A 21,614-nucleotide genomic window follows, 5' to 3' on the forward strand; every position below is an offset into this window, starting at 1 on the left:
TTTACCATTGTCATCATCAGCTCACCGTCCTAGGCCGTTCGATGCGCTCCATTCCCGGCCACGAGAAGGTAGCCCATTCCGGCTGAAATTTGTCAACCCGTGCTACAACCACCGTCATATCGTCATAGATCTCACCATGATGGTAACGTACGACCCGCTCCAGCAGGATGTCGGCAAAATCCTGAGGCGACCCCGCCTCAATCTCCGTGATCATCCGCTTCATCCACATTTCCTTGTTCACGGCATGGCCCGGGGCGTCATAGATGCCGTCGGTCATCATGATGAGCGTATCCCCGTGTTCGAGCTGCACGCTGACGAGATCGACGTCGATGTCGGCGAGTATGCCGACCGGCAGGTTGTTCGCCGTCACAGGGAACACCTCGCTGCCTCTTTTAATGAAGCTCGGCGTCGAGCCGATCTTGAGGAACGTCGTCTGTGCGGTGTACTGATCGATCAGCGCCACATCCACTGTGGCATAGACTTCATCCGACGAGCGGAGCATGAGCACGGAGTTGACCGACTTGATCGCCAGCTTCTCGTCCATCCCCGACTGCAGCAGCTGCTGCAGGATGGACAGCGCCGTACTGCTCTCCGCGCGAGCCCTCTCGCCGTTGCCCATGCCGTCGCTGAGCGCTACGGCAAACTTGCCGTTGCCAAGCTCAATGGTGCTGAAGCTGTCTCCCGACAGCAAGTCGCCCCCCTTGGCTGCGCCTGCGATTCCCGTTTCCACCTCGTATTCCTTCGCCGAAGCGAAAACCACCGTGCTGTAGCCTTCCTTGCGCTCCAGCGACTCCTCGGATTTCACCGCGATGTGTTCGCCGACAATCTCGGAGAGGAGCGGGGCGATGATTTTGCGGCACTCGTCGAAGCCCTTTGTATATTGATGAACGATCTCAATCTCCACGTTCCCTTCGTCCAAGGAGATGACATCGATGCTGTGGATGGACAAGCCCAGTTCCTCGAGGGCGCTCCGGATCTGCTCTTCCTGCATGAAGAGCTCCTGCCCTTCCCGCTTGATCTCCTTCGCCAGGTCCTCCATGACCTGCGATACGCCGGAGAGCTGCTCGGCAACCAGCTGGCGGGAGTCGAGAATTTGTTTCTTCCAATGCTGATCGTGCTTATACAAGGCATACTGCTGCTTCATCACTTCAAGCACTTGATCGGGCTTCACGCAGTGCTTTTTCCACTCCGGCTGGATATCCTTGCGGCTCATGTCTTCCCGCAGTTCCACCTCGGTCATCATGTCGGTCATATATTTGTAGGTCTGGTAGAACTTATCGTCCCAACATTGCTTGCGCTTCCAACAACTTCCGCACGACTTCTCCGCGACGGAATTCATGAAGTGGCCGACCTCCTCCTCCCGCCGAAGCGGCGCAGAGTCCGCCGTAATCTGCTTGAAGCTGCGGGAGAGCTGCTTGAACACCTCGGAGAACTGCTCCACCCGGTTCGCCGTCACATCCCGCACCCGGCGGGCATAATCCTGCTGTGACTTGAGATTCTCCTGGGTGCCCGGCACATACTTGGCGAGCATCTGCGTAACGCTCCTCGGTGTCATCAGGAACAGGGCTACGGCGGCCACGGACTCCCACGTCGAATTCAGCACCTCGGCCTGATTGCCGAGATAAACCGACAGGATCGAGGATCCGAGCAGCATGCCAAGCGCCACGGCCATCCGGCTGCCTTCACGCAGCAGCCCGGCGAGCATGCCGGCGAAGGCCAAGAGACTCATCTGATAGATTGCGCTTGCATTGGCAAGACTGAGAATGAGGCCCGAAATCACCCCGACCGAAGCGCCAAGGGGGGCTCCCCCGACAAGCGCAAACAGCAGGATCAAGTAGCGGGAGAGCACATGCTCGAGCGTAACCGGACCGATCAGCCAACCCACGGTCCCCGTCATGACAGATGCCAGCAGAATAATGAGACATATAACTTCCTCGTGTTTGAGATTGTAATTTTTGCGCGATAGGGTAAACACCGGTATCGCCTGGAGAAAAATGTGCGTCAGGATAAGGCTGAGCAGCGCCCCCACTCCGCTCATCGTCAGTGTATACCAGCTGAGCTGCACCGCTGCCAGATGGGAGAACAGCTGCACGAAAAAAGTGGAGGTGAAGACAATCAGCGGCGCGTACGAGATGTCCGAGCGTTCGAATCGTTCCACGCCCTTCTGGATCAGTACGAAGACGATCATCTCCGCTACGATGTAGCCAGTGTGCATCGGATCGGCCGAAAACAGGCTCCCTGCGGCTACGAATACGCCTGTCCAGAATAACAGCTCCCTTCGCAAAAAATACATCACCGCGAAGTACGCGACGGCAAACGGTGCCAGCTGATCCAGGATCATGGCCCTGCCTAGCAGGAATGCCATCATCAGGAGCAAGATCGACCAGCGTCTCGCTACAAGCGATTGCACAAGACGGTTCTGGGCTATCGCGCCAAGGGCTCCTTGCTTTGCCCGGTGCGTCCATCCCGACCATACGTGATTCAGACCGCTGAACATTTGCCGTTTCTGCATAATTCCTGAACACCACCCATATGCTATTAATGAGCCCAGTATATAATCACGCAAGAAGAAAGTTTGTCATAATGAAGGAGCGATGCGAAAGTTTTTTCCGACAAAAAGAAGCTTCCCGCGAATTAAGGGTCAAGGCAGCATTCATCTTTAATGTAAGCGCTAACACAATTCGGGGTGCCGATGTCCGTCACAACTCGTTCGCGTCCTGTTCCCCGAAAGAAAAGGCGGGAATGCGTTACAAGGTGTCGATTCCCCGCCGCGTTTTCACCCTTCCGACAAAAGAAGTGTCTTATGGAATGTTTTGGAACCCCCTTTTCCGTCTGACCTGCCTTTCGCGCCCAAAAACAAAAAATCCGGTTCCCGAGAATTCAGGAACCGGATTTCTTCTGTATTGCCCCACTATAGCGGCAGAGGGGATCGAACCCCCGACCTTACGGGTATGAACCGTACGCTCTAGCCAGCTGAGCTATGCCGCCACAACAAAAATGAGTATATCTCATGAGGCAAGGGCTTGTCAAGCAAAGTTATCCCGTTTATGTAAAGACAAACCTTGGTATCTCCTATCTCGTCCTGGGCCCAGGATACAAGCAGCTCCGGCTCTCTCTATAGATGGCCACGTTGAATCCGATCGATCCAAGTTCATGCAGTCACGTCCCATTCCGATTTTCATCAAAAAACCGCAGATGCCTCCGAAGGCTCCTGCGGTACTTTTTATTTATTAGTCACGACGCGCGCCGCGTCCGCCCCGCTTGCCCTCGGTGTTTTTCTTGAGGGAAGAGATGCGGTCTTCACTGTCTTTCAGGAAGCGCGCCATTTTATCTTCAAAGGATGGCTTGCCAGCGGGCGGTTTGCCGCCACGGCCTCCGCGATCTCCACGGCCGCCGAAGCCGCCGCCGCCACCACGACCACCAAATCCGCCGCGGTCGCCGCCGCCAGGAGGTCTGTCGAAACGAGCGGGCCTTGTTGGAGGAGCAGCATCTGCCGGCCGATCCACCGCTTGCTTGATGGAAAGTCCGATTTTGCCGTCTTTGTCGACATTAATCACTTTCACGGTGACGATATCGCTTAGCTTCAGATGATCGTTGACGTCCTTGACGTAGTTGTCCGCAATCTCCGAGATGTGTACAAGGCCGGTGCCTCCCTCGGGTAGCTCAACGAACGCCCCAAAGTGAGTAATGCCTGTCACTTTTCCTTGCAGCTTGCTGCCCACTTCAATTGCCATAAAGTAAACTGATCCTCCCTTAAATAGTTAAAAAAGCGAATCATCGAAACTATGCCGATTATAACGTACGGCGAACACACGGTCAACCGAAGGATTCGCCCTCACCCGGCCCAGTTACTGCTTAGGCGCGACGGGGGTGAAGAACAATCTTTCCCCCTTCTTGATGTAGTGCAAGTCTTTACGGATTTTTTGCGATACGTACTCGGGATCGTTCAACCTGGCGATCTCGCGCTGAGTCTCTTCGTTGATCTGCGTCACCTCGGCCTCTTTCTGTTCCAAGGCGGCGACTTTATCTTTGCGTTCGCTGATTTTACCGATTTGATTCCACAGCGTGACACCGGCCCAACTCATAAAGCAGGCCAGCATCAGCATGACGAGTCGGCGCCGGCGAAATGTGCCCTTGTTCTGCGGCTGCGTGTCCTTAGCTCCTTGTGAGTTTGCCTGCATCTACGTCTAAATCCTCCCAGTACGATCAAAACAGCTTCCGGAACAGCGCCTTCAGCTTTTGACCGATTGTCTTCATCCCTGCGGGAACGAGATGCAACCGCATCCACCTGCCGAGCGGCCGAAACAGCCACAACAGCAGTCTCCATGCAGGATAGAGCAATTGTAACACAATTTTGTACATGAATATAGCGGTCGCCAGTAAAAATCCCAAAATGATCAGCACCAGCCTGTAAAGTCCGATGGCGGGCCTGATAATGAAAAGGTCGATCATCCTCCTGCCGATGCGTGCGGCCGTGACGACAGCACGGATTGTAAATACGATTACCCGGATGACCGGCCGGCTAAACACCAGAAAATAAAAAAGAATGCCGATGGCCAGCCCAAGAAAAATAAAGGGCCTGACCTCGCCCCAATTGCTCCTGTAGAGCAGTGTAAATACGACGAGTGTCCCGACGAACCAGTAGAGGAGATCGAGCGCCGCCCGCAGCCATGAGGGTACCTTCAGCTGGCCCGAAAGCACCCGGTAGAGGTCATACAGCCCTCCCAGCGCGAGACCTCCCGCATACATCATGCCCATCGTTAAAAACTGTACGCTCAGCGTCACTTGAACAGCTTGCCCAGGAATCCCTTGGACTTTCCTTGGGAGTTTGTATCGACATAGGCCAGCTCATTCACGTATCCTTCAATCGCGACAAGCCCCTGCTCGAGGCTCAGGTTCTTGATGTGCAGGTTCTGCCCCTTGATCATCAGGAAACCGCATTCGGTCTCCAGCAGAAACTCCTCGCTGTCGAAGCTCTCGACGTTCATCACGCCGGACACCTCCAGCAGCTTGCGGTTCAGCATCCGGATCTCTTGGCGCTTCACTTTTCCCGGCTGTTCGACCATGGGCCGACTCCTCCTCTTTGGCGCTTGGCGATGGGTTGAGCGTTCGAACGATGCTGCGTGCGGTCTGCGTTACAGTGCCCATGGCCTGCGGCCGCTGTTGAACCCGGGCTCCTTTGATTAGATAAGGTAGGGGGAACCCGGGTTCAAAGGCGGCGCGTGAACTCTCCGGCCATAACACTGAACTCCGACACAAGGGCTCGTTCGAAAAACCAACCATACCAAGCTTGTTTACTATAAAGTATGGGGGTCGTCCGGGGTTTAGAACTCCCGGACTCCGAAGGAAGGACAAGGGCAGACAATAAAAAAAGAAGCAGGAGAACGACGTCTCTCTGCTTCTTTTTATGGAGGAATCGGTTACAGAATGCTGTCCGATTCCCGTTTGATCGGTTCTTCGCCGAGCAGCGTGTACATCTTCGCGGCATCTTCCTTGCGGGTCGATTCGCTCAGCAGCTCCACGCGCACGGTCACCAGCTTCTGGCCGAACTGAATCTTGAGCTCGTCCCCCACCTTGACCGTGGAACTCGGTTTGGCCTCGCGGCCGTTCACCCATACCCGTCCCTGCTCGGACACGTCCTTGGCTACCGTACGCCGTTTGATGAGACGGGAGAGCTTAAGGAACTTGTCCAGGCGCATAATTTACTTCACCGCTTCTTTAAGCTTGTTGCCTGCTTTGAATGCAGGAACTTTGGATTCCGGAATGGAGATCTCTTCGCCCGTTTGCGGGTTGCGGCCTGTGCGGCCGGAGCGCGTGCGGGTTTCGAAAGTGCCGAAGCCGATTAACTGGACTTTGTCGTCGCGCGACAAAGCTTCAGAGATTTCACCAAGGAAGCTGTTCAGTACGGATTCCACGTCCTTTTTGGTCAGGCCGCTTTTCTCTGCGATGTTATTGATCAAGTCTGTTTTGTTCATTGGTAAATTTCCTCCTCGTAAAAGTGAAGCTAAGCTAAAGTATTCTTTGTTTATCAGGAAAATCCTGCTATAGGCCTTCTCTTTTCAGAACTTTTTTTGCTTCCTGCCACAGGTTTTCCATCTCTTGCAAATCAGTTTGGTCAAAGGATACGCCCTTTAAACGCAGTTGGGATTCAATATACCCGAAACGCTCAAAAAATTTGCGGTTGGCGGCCGCCATTGCCTCTTCCGGCTCTACCTTGAGGAAGCGGGCCAGGTTGACGATCGCGAACAGCAGGTCGCCGAGCTCTTCTTTCTGCTCCGCAGGGCCGAATTTCTCGATCGCTTCCTTCACTTCATCCAGCTCGGACTCGACGATCGGCATCACTTCTTCCAGGGTATTCCAGTCAAAGCCTACTTTGGCCGCCTTCTTCTGCAGCTGTAACGCCTTCATGAGGCCCGGCAGGTCGCGCGGAACACCAGCAAGCAGCGGCTGAGCCCCCGGATCAATGCCCTTGCTGCGCTTCTCTTCCGCCTTCACCGCTTCCCAGTTCACCAAGGCTTCGTCCGCATCCTCCGCCCCAACGGTTCCGAAGACGTGCGGATGACGACGGACCAGCTTCTCGTTCAGCTCCCGGATGACATCGAAGACGGTGAAGGCCCCTGTCTCTGCCTCCATCTGGGAGTGCAGCATGATCTGCAGCAGCAGGTCGCCGAGCTCCTCGCACATATGCTCGGGATCGTCTTCGTCGATCGTCTCGATGACTTCGTACGCTTCTTCGATCAGGTTCTTGCGGATCGACTGATGCGTCTGCTCGCGGTCCCATGGGCAGCCTTCCGGACTGCGCAGAATCTCCACGATCTCTTGAAGGCGGGCGAACGTCCGGCTCCGCACATCCTCCCGGTCCGTCCGGGGAACCCACACCAGTGACAGATTCCCATAGCCCTCCACCCGGTCCAGCTCGTAGAGAGGCACCTCGTATACCCGCTCTTCCCCGGCCACGCCCAGCGAGTGACCGACGGTCACCGGATAATCGTCCGGGTAGAGCTCCATCAAGGTGAGCTTCACATCGGAGGCCGTAAACTCATCGTATACTTGTCCGACAAGCGTGTGCAGCTGCGGGTTCAGGGTGCTGCCGCGGAGCGATGTGGCGTCGAGCAGCTGGAAGCCTTCGATCGGGTCGAAGCCCAGGCGCAGGAAGGCCTGGTCGAGGAAGCTCTCGCCGCCCATCAGGCCCAGCATAACCCCCTCGGCGGAACAGCGCTCGCGGAGCAGCTGCACCGTCTTCTCCGCCACCATCGGGTGGCCGGGCACCGCATACAGCACTTCGCCGCTGGCCGTAAGCGCCCGCTCGATCAGCTCGGAGGCGATCTGCTCGTAGACGCCCTCGAACCCCTGATGCTCCTCATATACCCGGTCGAAGGTTTCGTACCGGATGTTATGGTGGTCGAGCATGGACACCATCGGATGCTCTTTGGTGCGCAGGAAGATCGCGTCACCGCGGCCGCTGGCCGCCTCGAGCTTGCGCCATACGCCGAGGGTCAATTGATTCTCGTCGCCGGTTCCCAGGCCGACGACCGTTAGCTGCGCTTGCGGGGACATGGACATGTCAGAAGCGCCTCCTTCAAGGATAGTGGATGGGCAGCTGTGCCCTTACATCAAAGATCAACACGCCCGCGCCGGAGCCGGGCAGCCGCTAGCGGAGCAGCCGCAGCCGGCGCAGCCACCGCAGCGGCTTCTGCGCCAGCGAAGGCGCCGCCTCCAGCTCGGCGGCGGTCACCGCGCCGAGCCGCAGCGCCGCGAGCGCGTACACGAGCGCGCCCGCGGCGACGCCGCCGAGCGCCACGGCCGTGGCCGCCGCCCGCGGGGCGGGCGCGCCGGCCGGCTGCGTGAGCAGCGGCGCCGCGCCGTGCGTCACGGCCAGCAGGCCGGCAGCCATGAAGGCGGTGGCGAGCACCGCCTTCATGGCCCCGCGGCCGCCCGCGGCCGGGACGCCGGCGGCGCGCAGCGCGTGCGCGAGCGCGAGGCCGCCGGCGAGCGCGTAGGCGGCCACAGCCGCCCAGGCGGCGCCGTCGATGCCCAGGCGCGGGACGAGCAGCGCGTTGGCGGCGAGCTTGACGCCGGCGGCGAGCAGCAGGTAGAGCGCCGGCGCGCGGACGGCGCCGAGGCCCTGAAGCACACTGCTGCCGGCGATATTCAGCACGGAGAACAGCGCGGTCAGCGAGAGGACGGCCATGGCCGGAGTCCCCTCCGTGCTCTTGTAGAACATGAGATTGAGCGGACCCGCGAGCAGGGCCAGCCCGGCTGCGGCCGGCAGCCCGATCATCCAGGCCAGCCGCAGCGCGGTGCCTGCCCGCTGCCTCAGCTGAGCCCGGTCACTGCTGCCCGCCGCCTCCGCTATGGCCGGCACCAGAGCCGCTGTCATCGAGGAGGCGATCATGGCCACGAGCTGCACAAGGGGCAGCCCGTGGTTATACAGCCCGAACTGATAGAGTGCACCCGGCTCATCATAACCGGCCCCGAGCAGCAGCCGGGGAACCGTAAACGAGTCGACCAGGGTCAGGATGGGCATCGCGATAGAGCCAAGACACAACGGAATGGCGTACAGCGCAATCCGCCTGGCCAAGTCCAGATCCGCTTTCCATGCCCATGGCAGCCTGCCGGCCACACGTCCGCTTCGGCTTCTTCGCCAGTGGAACAGCATCATCAGCAGACCTGCCGCCGCTCCGGCAGCCGAGCCGAGGGTGGCTCCTGCCGCGATCGTCTCGGGTGCGGCACCGATCCACAAGAATGTCATCAGCAGGGCGAACATCGTCAGCACCCTTACCGTCTGCTCCCCTACCTGAGACCATGCCGTCGGCGCCATGTCCCCATACCCTTGGAAGTAGCCGCGAAGAGCGGACAGCACCGGTACGAGCAGCAGGGCGAACGATACGCTGCGGATAGCGGGTGCGGTCTGAGCCGCTCCCATCCAGCTTCCGAGCTGCTCCGCCCCCAGGTAGAGCAGAGTGAAGCATATCAGTCCCGTGCCTGTCAGTACACCGGAAGCGGTCCGCAGCACCCGTAGCGCTTCCCCGTCCCTTTTCTGGGCCGCGCACTCCGAGACGAACTTGGAGACGACCAGAGGAAAACCCGCTGTCGCCAGAAACAAAATCAGGGTATACAAAGGATAGACTGCATTATAAATACCGAAAACCGTATCGCCGGCCAGATTCTGCAGCGGAATCTTCTGCAGCGTACCGATCAGCTTGGAGACGATGGCGGCGATACCCAGCAGAGCGGCCCCCTGCAGCATCCCGCTTCGGGTCTTCCAGGTTGATTCTGCCGCTGGAGGACCGCCGCCGGCCGGCTCCCATGCCTGCACCGGTTTCCCGTCATCCTCCCGACGCTCCTCCGGTATCCGCTCCGTTTGCCCATTCATGCCTTAGCCGTTCCCCTTTTCCTTCTGGGCGTTCACCCCAGCATCGGCATCATTATACCTTATTTGGCCCCTCATGCCAAAAACAGGCGCCTGGGAACACAAAAAACTTCCTGATGTCCCTTACGGCTGCAAGGGGAATCATCAGGAAGCCGTGCTCGTCCTATAATTCGAGAATTCAAATCTACTGCTCCATTTGCTTGGCCAGGAAGCCGGCAGCCGTCTCGGCCATCTTGAGTTCCATCTGGCCCATCTTCACGCTCTCATCCTTATTGATCAGGATAACGGAACCGATCGGGTCGCCGCCCGCGACGATCGGAGCGATGACATAAGAGCTGTAAGCTTCAGTGATATCCTTCAGCATTTCATAAGTGCCCTGATTGCTTTCCATCGTGGCCTTCCGGTTCTCCATGCACTGCTCTATCAGCGGCCCTACGCTCTTCTCCAGATAATCCTTCTTGGAACCGCCAGCCACAGCGATAACGGTATCCCGGTCGGAGATCATCGTGATATGGTTCGTGCTTTCATAGAGAGATTCAGCATATTCTTTGGCGAAATCACCGAGTTCACCGATGGGAGAGTATTTCTTCAGAATGACCTCTCCATCGCGGTCCACGAAAATTTCAAGCGGGTCCCCTTCGCGGATCCGGAGGGTACGGCGAATCTCCTTGGGGATTACGACCCTGCCAAGATCGTCAATGCGACGAACAATTCCAGTTGCTTTCATATGTTCTAGATGCCTCGCTTTCCTTGAGGAATGGGATAGGAACTGGATTACCCTTTATGCCTGTATGCTCATGGAGGGAACTCGACTAGACTAACCATAGTATTCTTCGGTTTCCAAAGGCTTATGCATCGGTCTCTTTTCGGGGGCGCCAAAACTGCCGGAGGGCTATGTACCCTGGTAAACCGCTGTTTACATTATGTCCAAAAAAAAGAAAACAAAACAAGGCCCCCTTACGGGGACCTTGGTAATTGTTACTTCGTTCCTTCGGTTTTCGGCGCATCCGCCGCCGGTGCATCCGTCTTCGGCGCGTCGGCCGCCGGTGCGTCCGTTGCCGGAGCTTGCGTCGCCGGCTTTTCTTCCGGCTTCGGCAGGTTATTCGTCTCGATGAGCGTAGGCAGCTCCTTCTCCACGAACTCATAGACCTTCGCTTCCGCAGCGGAGGATTTCAGCTGAGGCTTCACATCTTCGAACGTTTTCGTTGCACGGGACTCCACCTTCATGACATGGTAGCCGTAGTTCGTTTTCACCGGATCGCTGATCTTGTTGAGCGGCAGGTCGACAGCCGCCTGCTTGAACTCAGGAACCCATTGGGACACTTCCGCATTCTCATACTTACCGCCGGCATCTTTGGAGCCCGGGTCATCGGAATATTCTTTGGCCAGCGCGGCAAAATCCCCGCCTGCATCCAGCTTTCCTTTGACCTCCTGAGCACGCTTCAGCGCTTCCTCATCGGTGCGGTCCTTCTGCGTTGCCGTATCTTTCAGCCCTACCAGGATATGGCTGACCGTTGCCGTCGTATAAGCCGCCGCATCGGCCTTCAGGTTATTGTCGTACGCGGTCTTGAGATCCGCCTCGGATACCTTGTTCTCTTCGGACACAATCGCCGTAATGCTGCGCGTGACGAAGTCTTCCAGTTCCTTCTCGGTTACATTCGCCGTCTTGAGCTGCTGCTCCAAGCCGCCTTCCTGTGCCCCGAGGAATGCCTTGATCTGCTCCATCTGGGTCTTGCTTTGTGCCGCCGCATCGGTCTTCGCTTTCTCATCCGCACGGGAGGCCAGGATCTTGAAGGTGACGAGCTGCTTCATCATGTCCTGCTGGAAGGCCGGGTCACTCTTGAACTGCTCATACTGCTTGTTGAAGAACAGGTTGATGCCGACAAATTTGTCGAACTCTTCGCGCGTGACTTTGCCGCCGTCCTTGTAGGTGACAAGGACATCCGAAGGATTGCCGGTCGAAGCCGCAGGAGCTTCCGTTCCTGCAGGAGCCGGTGCCGGCGCCGCCTCTTCGTCTTTCTTTTTGCCACAGCCCACAGACAGCCCCGCTACGAGTACCAGAGCCATCAGAGCCATCATTCCTTGACGCAGAGGCTTTTTCTTATTTTGCAACATCTTGCAGTTCTCCCTTCGATTTGAGCGCACGCTTGTACTGTACCAGGAACCTCTCGAGGGTTTCGATGGATTGTTCCGGGGTCAAACCCTTGCCCTTCAGTTCAACGATGATTTGCGGACCGCCGATCAGCTTCACCCGGTTCTCGAACTCAGCCGACAATTCGAACAGCTTCTGTCCGTCGAGGTTGCCGTTCTGATCGGGATGGATTTTCAGTTCGTAATCCAGCCCCTTCTGCGAAATGGTCTCGATTGCATACTGTGCCCCGTATACCTTCAGCCTGGCCGCAAGCAGCAGGTTATGCACCGCTTCCGGCAGGTCGCCGAACCGGTCAACAAGCTCGTCGTGCAGCTCCGCCGCTTCTTCAAGCGTCTGGACCGCCGCTACCTTCTTATAAATCTCGATCTTCTGCACGCTGTCATAGATGTAATCGCCCGGGATGTAAGCGTCAAGCTGGATGTCCAGCTGGGTCGACCATGCCTTCGTCTCCGGCACGGCCTCGCCGCCCATCTCCTTCTTGCGCTTGCTGATCTCTTCACCAAGCATCTGGGAGTACAGGTCGAATCCGACGGAGGCAATAAAGCCGCTCTGCTCAGCCCCAAGCAGGTTGCCCGCCCCGCGGATGGACAAGTCTCTCATGGCAATTTTAAACCCTGATCCAAGTTCTGTAAACTCTTTGATGGCCTGCAGCCGCTTCTCCGCCACCTCGGTCAGCACTTTATCCCGCTGATACGTGAAGTAAGCATAAGCGATCCGGTTGGAGCGGCCGACCCGTCCTCTGAGCTGATACAGCTGGGAAAGCCCCATCTTGTCGGCATCGTGGACCACCAGCGTATTCACGTTCGGAATGTCCACCCCGGTCTCGATAATGCTCGTCGACACCAAGACATCGTACTCGCCGTCCAGGAAGTCGAGAATCGTCTTCTCGAGCTCCTGCTCGGACATCTGGCCGTGCGCCACCGTGACCCTTGCTTCCGGCACCAGCGCCGTGATCTGCTCGGCCATCTGGGTAATGCCCTGCACCCGGTTGTACAGGTAGTATACCTGCCCTTCCCGGGCCAGCTCCCGCTCGATAGCCTCCCGGACCAAATTCGTGCTGTATTCCACGACATAGGTCTGAACCGGGAACCGGTTCTCCGGCGGCGTCTCGATAACGGAGAGATCCCTTACGCCGAGCATCGACATATGCAGCGTTCTTGGAATCGGCGTCGCTGTCAAGGTCAGCACGTCCACGTTCGTCTTCAGGCGCTTCAGCTTCTCCTTATGGGATACCCCGAAGCGCTGTTCTTCATCGACGATGAGCAGTCCCAAATCCTTGAACTGCACATCCTTGGAGAGCAGCCGGTGGGTACCGATGACCACGTCGACCGTACCCGCCTTGACGCCCTTCATCGTATCCGTCTGCTCTTTCTTGGAGCGGAAGCGGCTCAGCACCTGGATATTGAACGGATAGCCGGAGAAGCGCTCGCGGAACGTCTCATAGTGCTGCTGCGCCAGGATCGTTGTCGGCACGAGCACCGCCACCTGCTTGCCGTCGATCGCCGCCTTGAACGCGGCGCGGATGGCCACTTCCGTCTTCCCGTAACCCACGTCGCCGCAGAGCAGACGGTCCATCGGACGCGGCTTCTCCATATCTTGCTTGATCTCTTCGATCGCCCGCAACTGGTCGGTTGTCTCCTCGTAAGGGAACATCCCCTCGAACTCCTGCTGATAGTTGCTGTCATTGTTGAAGGCATATCCCACCGTAGCCTGCCGCTCCGCATAGAGCTTGATGAGGTCGTCGGCGATATCCTGAACGGAAGCCCTCGCCTTGCTCTTGACCCGGTTCCAGTCCGTACCGCCCAGCTTGTAGATCTTGGGCTCCTTGCCCTCTTCCGCGCCGACGTACTTCTGGACCTGGTCGATCTGATCAATCGGTACCGACAGCTTGTCGCCGCCGGCGTACATGATGTGAAGATAATCTTTATGAATGCCGCCTACCTCGAGGGTTCCGATGCCGACGAACTTGCCGATCCCGTGATTGACGTGAACGACATAGTCGCCTACCTTCAGCTCCTGGTAGTTCTTGATCCGCTCGGCGTTCTCGATCTTCTTGTCCACCTTGCGCGCTTTGCGCTGCTTCTGGGTGAACATCTCGCCTTCGGTGATCACCACCAGATGGATGCCCGGCAGCTCGAATCCGGTTTGAAGCGAGCCGCTTTCAATCTGCGGCGCTTCGATTCCATAATCGTCCAGCACGCGCTTCATCCGCTCGACACGCTCCGCCCCGCTGGCCAGCATAATGACATGAGCTCCGGCCTTCTTCCACCGCTCCATCTCACTCTTGAGCAGGTTCATCTGACCGTGGAAGCTCTGCATGACGCGGCACATGAAGTTGACAATGTTCTGTGGAATGGTCTGCGGCACCTGGCGAAGGAAGAGCGACATATAAATCGTAGGATACGGCTTGCGGTGCAGCAGCGTCTCATAAGGCTTCGACAGGACAAGGGACGGCAGGCTCTTGCCCTCCTGCAGCGAATTGGTCATCCACTCCGCTTCGTCCTTCTCCAGCTGCTTGGCCGTCTCCAGAAGACGGGCCGGTTCGTCCACGATCAGGATCGTGTCCTCCGGCATATAGTCCAGCAGCGTCTGCCGGTCCGGGAACAGAAGCGATACATACTTGAACATGCCCTGGAACGAATGCCCTTCCCTCAGCAGCTCGATCTCATGACCGATGCCTTCCAGCAGCTTGTCTTTGGCCGCCCGGTCGGTCATCTTATCGATCTGCTCCTGCAGCAGCTCATGCACCTGCTGGGCGGCCGATTGTAACCGCTTGCGATCCACTACGATCTCCCGGCACGGAGGAATCAACAGCGTCTGCACCTTATCGATCGAACGCTGGTCGCTGGCATCGAACGAACGGATCGAATCGACTTCCACATCGAAGAGCTCGATCCGGAACGGATGCGGGGAGGTCAGCGGGAACAGATCGAGAATCCCGCCCCGTACGCTCATTTCACCTTTGCGCTCTACGCGCTCCACCCGTTCGTAGCCGAGCTCCACCAAACGGACAACGAGCTTATCCAGCTCGAGTGTCTCTCCTACGCTCACGGTCATCTGCGCGGCGGCAATGGATGCCTGGTCCGGCAGCAGTCTGCGCATGCCCGCATAAGGCACGACAACAAGGCCGCGGAAGCCCGCTGCCAGCCGGGCCAGCGCATCGATCCGCTGCGCCAGCATCTCGGGACTGGCGATGGCCGCTTCGGCCGCCAGCAGCTCCTGGGCCGGGAACAGCAGCACCTTCTCCGGCGGCAGCAGCTCCGCCAGATCCTCGAACATCTTTTGTGCGGCAAACATATTATGCGTCACGACAAATAGAGGCTGCTGCAGCTCCTCAAAAAGCGAAGCCAGCATCACCTGCCGTGATGAGCCGGTTAAACCGGCGATCAACTGCTCTCTCATCCCCGATCGAATGCCGGACACGATGCTCTTGAAATCGTTATCCGCGGAGAAAGCCTGAATCAAAGCCTGCAAAACAGGACACCCCTCTCAACCACATACACCCGGGTTCTGGCGGATCGCGCCGCTTCTTCGGCTGAAGACAAGCGCGCCGCTTCCCCAAATCACTAAAAAGGCCTACAGCGCATGACGCTTTAGGCCGGTCATTCTACCATAAGCCGGATAGCCGATTACCGATGAACTGCCTCTTATTGCAGAGGACTGCCGAGGAGCGACAGCTCCGGATTGGCTTCCAGCGCTTCCCTGCAGTAATCACATACAACCTTCACGGATACATCCCCGTTCGGGTTATACGATATTATATCTCTCCGTTCTTCAGGGGTCAAGAAATGGAAGCCCAGCTGATACTCGCTTACGCCCCCCTGGTCGATCTCCCCGATTAACGTCTGGCAGTGGCGGCATGTGTATTTGACGGCCATACTCGATTCCTCCTCCGAACTCCGGACCAGCCGGAGCGCACTTTTCCATAGTATGGCCAAAGTGGGGGGAAATCATGCCGGAACAGCATCAAGTACCGCTCGCTTCTGCTTAGGCGTTGAAGACCGCCATCGTCTTCTCGAACGGATGCTGAAGCAGATGCTCCATCGCTTCACAGGTACGGTCCAGCACAGGCGGGATGCCCTGCACCTCTTCTTTAGAGAACGTACTGAGCACGTAATCGGCAATATTGCGGCCCGGCAGCGGACGGGATATCCCCATGCGGATCCGCTGGAACGACTGGGTTCCGAGATGCTGGATCGTCGATTTGATGCCGTTATGTCCGCCCGCACTGCCCTGATAGCGCAGCCGGATCGAGCCGAACGGCGTATCCATGTCGTCATAGATCACGACAAGATCTTCGAGAGGCGCTTTGTAGAAATCCATGAACGCCCGAATGGACTCCCCGGATAGATTCATGAAAGTCTGCGGCTTGAGCAGGTATACCTTCTGTCCCGCCACATGCCCTTCCCCGAGCAGTCCCTTGCATTTGTTCTGTGAGATCTGGATGCCGTGCTTGTCCGCGAACCGGTCCAGCGCCATCCACCCGATATTGTGCCGGGTCGCTTCATACTGCCGCCCCGGATTGCCGAGGCCTACAAACCACTTCAACGCCAACTTCTCCCTTCACCTGCTCGTGGTGCCTTTTTCCTTTGGATTCATCATACTCCAAAAACGGTCCTGCGCCAACCGAGCCGGGGAAATTCATGCCAAAAGGCTTATCCTCCGCAGGCGATTCACCATAATGCGATCTTTTTCGAAGAACGCACAAGTAGTTCGGATAGATTCTCATTGGAAGCAAAAAGCGCACCGGCCCTCGGCCGGTACGCCCTGCTGTATAAACGGCTGCTCGGGTTAGCGCCGGGGATTTAAGCGTTCGCTTCCGCCTTCTCCTCCGATGCCTCTTCCGCTGCAGGCTCCTCCTGAGCGGCCTCGGCCACGGCTTCCTCGGCTTCCACCGTCTCCTCCTCTTCCTTCTGCGGCGTCAGGATCGTAGCGATGACGTCGTTCTCATCCGTCTTCAGCTCAATATTCGCCGGCAGCTGCAGCTCGGAGACGATCTTGTTCTCGCCTACGTTCAGCGAGCTGATATCGATCTCGATACTGGCCGGAATATCACGCGGCAGGCAGCGGATCTCAAGTTCGTGGCGCTGAATCTGCAGGATGCCCCCTTCGCTGACGCCCAGCGGTTCGCCGATAAATTCGATTCGTACCGTCGTATTGACCGGCTCGTCCATATTGATCTGATGAAAATCGACGTGAAGCACCTGACGGCTCAGCTTGTCCCGCTGCACTTCATTAATCATGACAGGCTGCTTGCCGAACTGGGGTACTTCCATATCGATAATGGCATGCGGATTCGATTTCAAAAGCTGTACCAGCTCTTTTTGGTCAATGGCAATGGAGGTCTGGGACACCTTTTTTCCATAAACGACACCCGGTACCATACCCTGCGCACGCAGCTGGTTTCGTTCCCCCTTGGTGGTTGTCGTGCGAACTTCCGCTTTCAACGTGGTTGGCATAGAAAAACCTCCTTCATTTGGGTAAAACAAGCTTCTACTACTTTACCCATATGAAGGAGGTTCAAAACATCGCTTGGCTTAAAAGCCGCGCCTCCGAAGCTCCATGCGGCTGTTCGCAGGTTTACTCCGACCTTACTCCGACTTTTTTGACTGTGCCTTCTTGGCAGCGAAACGGGCGCGAAGCTTATCGGCATAGCCCGGCTTATTCACCTGCCGCTCCCGGGCAATCGCCAGGTCCCCGGCTTCCACGTTCGAGGTGATCGTCGATCCCGCAACCACATAAGCCCCCTTGCCGATCTTTACCGGCGCGATCAGGTTGACGTTGCTGCCGACGAACGCATCCTCTTCCACTTCAGTCAGCTGCTTGTTGAAGCCGTCGTAGTTCACGGTAATGGCCCCGCAGCCGAAGTTGACGTTGCGGCCGATGACTGCATCCCCGATGTAGCTGAGGTGCGAGACCTTGACGTCGTCCGCCAGCTTGGCGTTCTTGATCTCGACGAAGTCGCCGATCTTCACATTCTCCCCAAGATCGGCGCCCGGACGCAGATAAGCAAACGGTCCTACGGTAGTGCCTGCACCGACCACCGCTTCGAGCAGCACGGAATGCTTGATCTCTACGCCGCTGCCGATCGTGCTGTCCTGGATATCCGCCTGCGGGCCGAGGATACAGTCCTCCCCGATCGTCGTCCGTCCGCGGATCGTGGTCCCCGGCAGAATCACCGTATCCGCGCCGATCGTCACATCCGCTTCGATATACGTGCTGGCCGCATCGACGAACGTAACTCCGTTCAGCATGTGTCCGCGGTTGATCCGCTCGCGCATCGCCGCTTCCGCCTGGGAGAGTGCGAGACGGTCATTGACACCGATCGATTCGACCACTTCCTTCATCGCGTAGCCCTCGACGATCTCGCCTTGTCCGGCCAGAATGCCGATTACGTCCGTCAGGTAGTACTCGCCCTGCGCGTTCTCGTTCGTTACGGCGGAGAGCGCTTCGAACAGCTTGCGGTTGTCGAAGCAGTACGTTCCCGTGTTCACTTCCTGCACCAGGCGCTGGGCCTCGCTGCAGTCCTTCTCCTCGACGATGCCGGAAACGAAGCCCCGCTCGTCGCGCAGAATCCGGCCATAGCCCTTCGGCTCCTCCACCACCGCCGTCAGGATCGTGGCGGCCGCTCCCTTCTCCTCATGGAGCCGGAACATGCCCTGCAGCGTCTCTTCCGAGATCAGCGGAGTGTCCCCGCAGATCACCAGGGTCGTGCCTTCCTCCGCACCGAGCAGCTCCTTCGCCTGCAGAACGGCATGCCCAGTACCGAGCTGCTGCGCCTGAAGCGCATATTCGGCCCGTTCGCCGAGATATCCCTGGACCGCTTCCGCTCCATGGCCGACAATCACCACCGTACGGCTCGTTCCGAGCTTCTCCAGCGTGGATACGACATGCCCGACCATCGGCTTGCCGCACACCGGGTGCAGCACCTTATAAAGCTTCGACTTCATCCGTTTGCCCTGCCCGGCTGCGAGCACGATTCCCATGATGTTCAACTCTCGTCCATCCCCTTACATCCCTATTTTTCCTTACCTTATCTTATGTAGTGCGCGGCCGCTTCGGCCCGGTTCTCCACAACTCAAATAAGTCCCGCGGCAGCAAACGGCTGGACCCGCGGGACCCTCTGCTTTTACTATAGCCTACTTCGGGGTAAAAGAAAAGAGAGCCGCGTGGCTCTCTCCCGATCCGAAGTTTAGGCACCTTCTTCTACGATCACTTCTTCTTCCGTAGCGGCACGTTCATATTCCGCTAATACTGCAGCTTGGATCTTCTCGCGAGTGGAAGAGGAAATAGGATGGGCGATATCTCTAAACTCGCCATCCGGCGTACGCTTGCTAGGCATGGCAACAAACATGCCGTTGTTACCGTCAATCACACGAATGTCATGCACTACAAATTCGTTATCGATGGTAATGGAAGCAATGGCTTTCATTCTGCCCTCGGAGTTCACCCGACGAAGTCTGACGTCAGTAATTTGCACCTCTAGTTCACCACCTTTTTCCATCTTGGGGACTTAGGCTATAAATTCCACATTTTAGGTCAAATTCCTTCTTATCTTCGGAAATTTTTCCGATATTTAATTATTATTTAAGGTTTTCGCCGTTATTCGACATTTAGCGCGGCGATAAGCTCGATTTCGACAAGAACATCCTTGGGCAAGCGGGCGACTTCGACTGTGGAACGCGCCGGTTTGTGGTCCCCGAAGTAAGAAGCATAGATGGCGTTGATCGCAGCGAACTGGTTCATGTCCTTGATGAAAACGGTTGCCTTCGCCACCTGCGAGAAATCCGTGCCTGCCGCCTCCAGGACAGCTTGAAGGTTGCGGAACACCTGATGCGTCTGTTCCTCCACGCCGCCTTCCACCACCTGACCGTCCAGACCGAGCGGAATCTGGCCGGATGTAAAGAGCAGATTGCCAAAACGTACAGCCTGGGAATACGGCCCGATCGCAGCCGGGGCCCCTTCCGTCGCAATCGTCTGAAGCTTCGTCGTCATACTATTCCTCCTCCGAGTCGCCTTCATAGAAATAATTGCCCGGCTCCGCTGTGATCGCACGGGTTTTGGGATCCACGGCGGACAGCTTTGCAAGGGATATGTAATCTTCCACTAGATGCTCCTCCACCTCGCCGGATTCGACGAAGACGCCGACGCCCTTCACGGTGGCCTTGAACTCCTGGAGCAGGTCCATCATGCCGTGAATCGTACCGCCCACCCGCATGAAGTCGTCGATGATCAGCACCTTCGACTCTTCCTTCAGGGCGCGCCGGGAAAGCGACATCGTCTGGATCCGCTTGTTGGAGCCTGATACGTAGTTGATGCTTACGGCCGAGCCTTCGGTCACCTTGTTGTCCCGGCGTACAATGACGACAGGCAGATTCAGGTAGGTTGCCGTGGCGTAAGCCAGTGGAATCCCCTTCGTTTCGACGGTCATGACCACGTCGATATCCTTGCCCGCGAAGACGGATGCGAACATCTTGCCGACTTCGTTCAGGATCATGGGCTGCCCCATAATATCCGACATGTACAGATAGCCTCCGGGCAGGATGCGCTCCGGCTGTTCAAGCTGGCGGCAGATGCCGCTGATGAACTGCAGCGAATGCGACTTCGATACCCGGGGTATGAACTTGACTCCTCCTGCTGCGCCAGCAAGGGTCTGCAAATCCCCAAGGCCCTCTTCTTCAAACACTTCTTTGATGATCGCCAAGTCTTCGCTAATAGACGATTTGGCCGAATTATACCGGTCGGCAAAGGTGGTCAAAGGAATCAGGGTATGGGGGCGAATCAGCAAGTATTGGGTCATCTCCACCAATCTTGCACTTCGTTTTAATTTTTTCAATCGGCGCACCCCCTCTACACGACGGATCCTCAATCGACTTGACAAATCCGAATAATATAATGAGAATATAACATTTTTATACGTATTTATTCAAGCAAGTTCATGAAAATTATAATAACACAAACCTAACACCAATTCGATAGTTTTACGTTAACAGTCGGACGGCATATACATCCTTGCAGAACCCGCGCAATCCGTTATAGATTCTTGCTACCTTGGACTCCCTGGACACCAGGCCGAAGACAGTTGGCCCGCTCCCCGACATGAGCACGCCGTCTGCACCCAGCCGCATCATGACTTCCTTCAGCTGTCTTACCTCAGGATACAGATCGAGCGTCACTTCCTCCAGCACGTTGCCCAGGCTGCCGCAGAGCGCATCGAAGCGCTTCGTCCGGATGGCCTCCAGCACCGCCGCCGTCGACGGATGCTTCCGGATTCCGGCCGCGTTCAGCTTGCCGTAGATCTCCGAAGTCGACACATTGATCGGCGGCTTGGCCAGAACGACCCAGCACTGAGGCGGCGCCTCGATGTGCTCGAGCTTCTCTCCCCGGCCGCGGGCCACCGCCGTACCGCCCGTCACGCAGAACGGCACGTCCGAGCCGAGCTCCGCACCGAGCCGCTGCAGCTCCTCCGTGGGGATGCCGAGCTTCCACAGCCGGTTGAGACCGCGCAGTGCAGCCGCCGCATCGCTGCTGCCTCCCGCCAGGCCCGCCGCTACGGGTATTTTCTTGTCGAGATGAATATACACGCCCTGCTTCACATCATAACGGTCCTTGATCAGCCGGGCCGCCTGAAAGGCCAGATTCTTCTCATCGAGCGGAATATAACCCGCCTGGGAGGAGATGATGATCGTATCTCGCGGCAGTTCCTGCATCTCGATCCGGTCCGCCAGATCGACCATCGTCATGACCATTTCCACCTCGTGGTAGCCGTCATCCCGTTTATATAACACATCCAGCGACAAATTGATTTTTGCCGGGGCTTTCTCGAATACTTTCATCGTCATGGGGGCACCTTCTTTATCCCTGTCTACATCCGAATAATAGGCTCTTCAGCCATTCCTTCTAATACTATACCAAAAGCCCGACAAAAAAAAGCCGAAGCCGCCTCCACGCAGCTTCAGCCTTCACCGGCTACCTATTGCCTCTGGCCGTACATGTACGAACCGGCCGGTGCCTGCACCTGTGGGATCATGTAAGCCGGCGGAACGTTCATGCCGGGGTTAGGGACATACCCCTGCTGGCTTGCCCCAC

At 57.3% G+C, this 21,614-nt stretch carries 20 protein-coding genes and 1 tRNA gene; all 21 read right to left on the bottom strand.

What is annotated here, in order from left to right; genetic code table 11:
• Positions 1–16 precede the first annotated feature (16 nt).
• Positions 17–2,512 carry a stage II sporulation protein E gene (gene spoIIE, locus ACP26L_RS34100; protein WP_426449998.1) on the bottom strand — a complete coding sequence of 832 codons (2,496 nt, stop codon included), beginning with the start codon at positions 2,510–2,512 and terminating at the stop codon, positions 17–19.
• 402 nt (positions 2,513–2,914) lie between these two features.
• A tRNA-Met gene (locus tag ACP26L_RS34105) sits at positions 2,915–2,988 on the bottom strand.
• A gap of 242 nt (positions 2,989–3,230) precedes the next feature.
• Positions 3,231–3,734, bottom strand: a complete 504-nt coding sequence (locus ACP26L_RS34110; RefSeq protein WP_013921222.1) for a S1 domain-containing RNA-binding protein — start codon at positions 3,732–3,734, stop codon at positions 3,231–3,233.
• Between the two features lie 114 nt (positions 3,735–3,848).
• The gene (locus tag ACP26L_RS34115) at positions 3,849–4,181 is read right to left on the bottom strand and encodes an FtsB family cell division protein (RefSeq protein WP_426450000.1); all 333 of its coding nucleotides are present in this window, start codon (positions 4,179–4,181) and stop codon (positions 3,849–3,851) included.
• A 25-nt stretch (positions 4,182–4,206) separates the two neighbouring features.
• Positions 4,207–4,785: a spore cortex biosynthesis protein YabQ gene (gene yabQ / locus ACP26L_RS34120; protein WP_426450001.1), complete on the bottom strand. Its 579-nt coding sequence runs from the start codon at positions 4,783–4,785 to the stop codon at positions 4,207–4,209.
• Positions 4,782–5,066 carry a sporulation protein YabP gene (gene yabP, locus ACP26L_RS34125; protein ID WP_013921225.1) on the bottom strand — a complete coding sequence of 95 codons (285 nt, stop codon included), beginning with the start codon at positions 5,064–5,066 and terminating at the stop codon, positions 4,782–4,784. The genes yabQ and yabP overlap by 4 nt, the downstream gene beginning before the upstream one ends.
• 354 nt (positions 5,067–5,420) lie before the next feature.
• Positions 5,421–5,699 (bottom strand): RNA-binding S4 domain-containing protein, encoded by a 279-nt coding sequence (locus tag ACP26L_RS34130; protein WP_269869815.1) that lies wholly within the window; start codon positions 5,697–5,699, stop codon positions 5,421–5,423.
• A gap of 3 nt (positions 5,700–5,702) precedes the next feature.
• Positions 5,703–5,975: an HU family DNA-binding protein gene (locus tag ACP26L_RS34135; protein ID WP_426450003.1), complete on the bottom strand. Its 273-nt coding sequence runs from the start codon at positions 5,973–5,975 to the stop codon at positions 5,703–5,705.
• A 67-nt stretch (positions 5,976–6,042) separates the two neighbouring features.
• Positions 6,043–7,563, bottom strand: coding sequence for a nucleoside triphosphate pyrophosphohydrolase (gene mazG / locus ACP26L_RS34140; RefSeq protein WP_426450005.1), 1,521 nt, complete (start codon positions 7,561–7,563; stop codon positions 6,043–6,045).
• Between the two features lie 88 nt (positions 7,564–7,651).
• The gene (locus ACP26L_RS34145; RefSeq protein ID WP_426450006.1) at positions 7,652–9,376 is read right to left on the bottom strand and encodes a putative polysaccharide biosynthesis protein; all 1,725 of its coding nucleotides are present in this window, start codon (positions 9,374–9,376) and stop codon (positions 7,652–7,654) included.
• Positions 9,377–9,557: 181 nt separating this feature from the next.
• The gene (gene spoVT / locus ACP26L_RS34150) at positions 9,558–10,100 is read right to left on the bottom strand and encodes a stage V sporulation protein T (RefSeq protein WP_426450008.1); all 543 of its coding nucleotides are present in this window, start codon (positions 10,098–10,100) and stop codon (positions 9,558–9,560) included.
• A 251-nt stretch (positions 10,101–10,351) separates the two neighbouring features.
• The gene (locus ACP26L_RS34155) at positions 10,352–11,488 is read right to left on the bottom strand and encodes a foldase protein PrsA (RefSeq protein WP_426450009.1); all 1,137 of its coding nucleotides are present in this window, start codon (positions 11,486–11,488) and stop codon (positions 10,352–10,354) included.
• A complete protein-coding gene (mfd, locus tag ACP26L_RS34160) occupies positions 11,475–14,999 on the bottom strand; it encodes a transcription-repair coupling factor (RefSeq protein ID WP_426450010.1) in 3,525 nt (1,174 codons plus the stop codon). Before mfd ends, ACP26L_RS34155 begins: the two co-directional genes overlap by 14 nt.
• Positions 15,000–15,172: 173 nt before the next feature.
• Entirely contained in the window at positions 15,173–15,403 is a 231-nt protein-coding gene (locus ACP26L_RS34165; RefSeq protein WP_426450012.1) for an anti-sigma-F factor Fin, read from the bottom strand.
• A gap of 109 nt (positions 15,404–15,512) precedes the next feature.
• Entirely contained in the window at positions 15,513–16,073 is a 561-nt protein-coding gene (gene pth / locus ACP26L_RS34170) for an aminoacyl-tRNA hydrolase (RefSeq protein WP_426450013.1), read from the bottom strand.
• Between the two features lie 257 nt (positions 16,074–16,330).
• Positions 16,331–16,984, bottom strand: a complete 654-nt coding sequence (locus ACP26L_RS34175) for a 50S ribosomal protein L25 (RefSeq protein WP_426450014.1) — start codon at positions 16,982–16,984, stop codon at positions 16,331–16,333.
• A 132-nt stretch (positions 16,985–17,116) separates the two neighbouring features.
• Positions 17,117–18,511 carry a bifunctional UDP-N-acetylglucosamine diphosphorylase/glucosamine-1-phosphate N-acetyltransferase GlmU gene (gene glmU / locus ACP26L_RS34180; protein ID WP_426455209.1) on the bottom strand — a complete coding sequence of 465 codons (1,395 nt, stop codon included), beginning with the start codon at positions 18,509–18,511 and terminating at the stop codon, positions 17,117–17,119.
• Positions 18,512–18,717: 206 nt separating this feature from the next.
• Complete coding sequence (spoVG, locus tag ACP26L_RS34185; protein WP_014653027.1) at positions 18,718–19,005, bottom strand: septation regulator SpoVG; 288 nt, start codon at positions 19,003–19,005, stop codon at positions 18,718–18,720.
• 122 nt (positions 19,006–19,127) lie between these two features.
• The gene (locus ACP26L_RS34190) at positions 19,128–19,520 is read right to left on the bottom strand and encodes a RidA family protein (RefSeq protein ID WP_426450015.1); all 393 of its coding nucleotides are present in this window, start codon (positions 19,518–19,520) and stop codon (positions 19,128–19,130) included.
• A 1-nt stretch (position 19,521) separates the two neighbouring features.
• A complete protein-coding gene (purR, locus tag ACP26L_RS34195) occupies positions 19,522–20,361 on the bottom strand; it encodes a pur operon repressor (protein WP_426450016.1) in 840 nt (279 codons plus the stop codon).
• A 145-nt stretch (positions 20,362–20,506) separates the two neighbouring features.
• Positions 20,507–21,361, bottom strand: a complete 855-nt coding sequence (gene ispE, locus ACP26L_RS34200; RefSeq protein WP_426455211.1) for a 4-(cytidine 5'-diphospho)-2-C-methyl-D-erythritol kinase — start codon at positions 21,359–21,361, stop codon at positions 20,507–20,509.
• Between the last annotated feature and the right edge of the window lie 253 nt (positions 21,362–21,614).

The sequence above is a fragment of the Paenibacillus sp. S-38 genome, from assembly GCF_049942825.1.
In the GTDB taxonomy this organism is placed as follows: domain Bacteria; phylum Bacillota; class Bacilli; order Paenibacillales; family NBRC-103111; genus Paenibacillus_G.

Excerpts from the sequence above, each read along its gene's own strand:
- spoIIE (WP_426449998.1), bottom strand. The coding sequence starts at position 2,512 with ATGCAGAAACGGCAAATGTTCAGCGGTCTGAATCACGTATGGTCGGGA.
- ACP26L_RS34110 (WP_013921222.1), bottom strand. The coding sequence starts at position 3,734 with ATGGCAATTGAAGTGGGCAGCAAGCTGCAAGGAAAAGTGACAGGCATT.
- ACP26L_RS34115 (WP_426450000.1), bottom strand. The coding sequence starts at position 4,181 with ATGCAGGCAAACTCACAAGGAGCTAAGGACACGCAGCCGCAGAACAAG.
- yabP (WP_013921225.1), bottom strand. The coding sequence starts at position 5,066 with ATGGTCGAACAGCCGGGAAAAGTGAAGCGCCAAGAGATCCGGATGCTG.
- ACP26L_RS34130 (WP_269869815.1), bottom strand. The coding sequence starts at position 5,699 with ATGCGCCTGGACAAGTTCCTTAAGCTCTCCCGTCTCATCAAACGGCGT.
- ACP26L_RS34135 (WP_426450003.1), bottom strand. The coding sequence starts at position 5,975 with ATGAACAAAACAGACTTGATCAATAACATCGCAGAGAAAAGCGGCCTG.
- mazG (WP_426450005.1), bottom strand. The coding sequence starts at position 7,563 with ATGTCCATGTCCCCGCAAGCGCAGCTAACGGTCGTCGGCCTGGGAACC.
- ACP26L_RS34145 (WP_426450006.1), bottom strand. The coding sequence starts at position 9,376 with ATGAATGGGCAAACGGAGCGGATACCGGAGGAGCGTCGGGAGGATGAC.
- spoVT (WP_426450008.1), bottom strand. The coding sequence starts at position 10,100 with ATGAAAGCAACTGGAATTGTTCGTCGCATTGACGATCTTGGCAGGGTC.
- ACP26L_RS34155 (WP_426450009.1), bottom strand. The coding sequence starts at position 11,488 with ATGTTGCAAAATAAGAAAAAGCCTCTGCGTCAAGGAATGATGGCTCTG.
- ACP26L_RS34165 (WP_426450012.1), bottom strand. The coding sequence starts at position 15,403 with ATGGCCGTCAAATACACATGCCGCCACTGCCAGACGTTAATCGGGGAG.
- ACP26L_RS34175 (WP_426450014.1), bottom strand. The coding sequence starts at position 16,984 with ATGCCAACCACGTTGAAAGCGGAAGTTCGCACGACAACCACCAAGGGG.
- glmU (WP_426455209.1), bottom strand. The coding sequence starts at position 18,511 with ATGGGAATCGTGCTCGCAGCCGGGCAGGGCAAACGGATGAAGTCGAAG.
- ACP26L_RS34190 (WP_426450015.1), bottom strand. The coding sequence starts at position 19,520 with ATGACGACGAAGCTTCAGACGATTGCGACGGAAGGGGCCCCGGCTGCG.
- ispE (WP_426455211.1), bottom strand. The coding sequence starts at position 21,361 with ATGAAAGTATTCGAGAAAGCCCCGGCAAAAATCAATTTGTCGCTGGAT.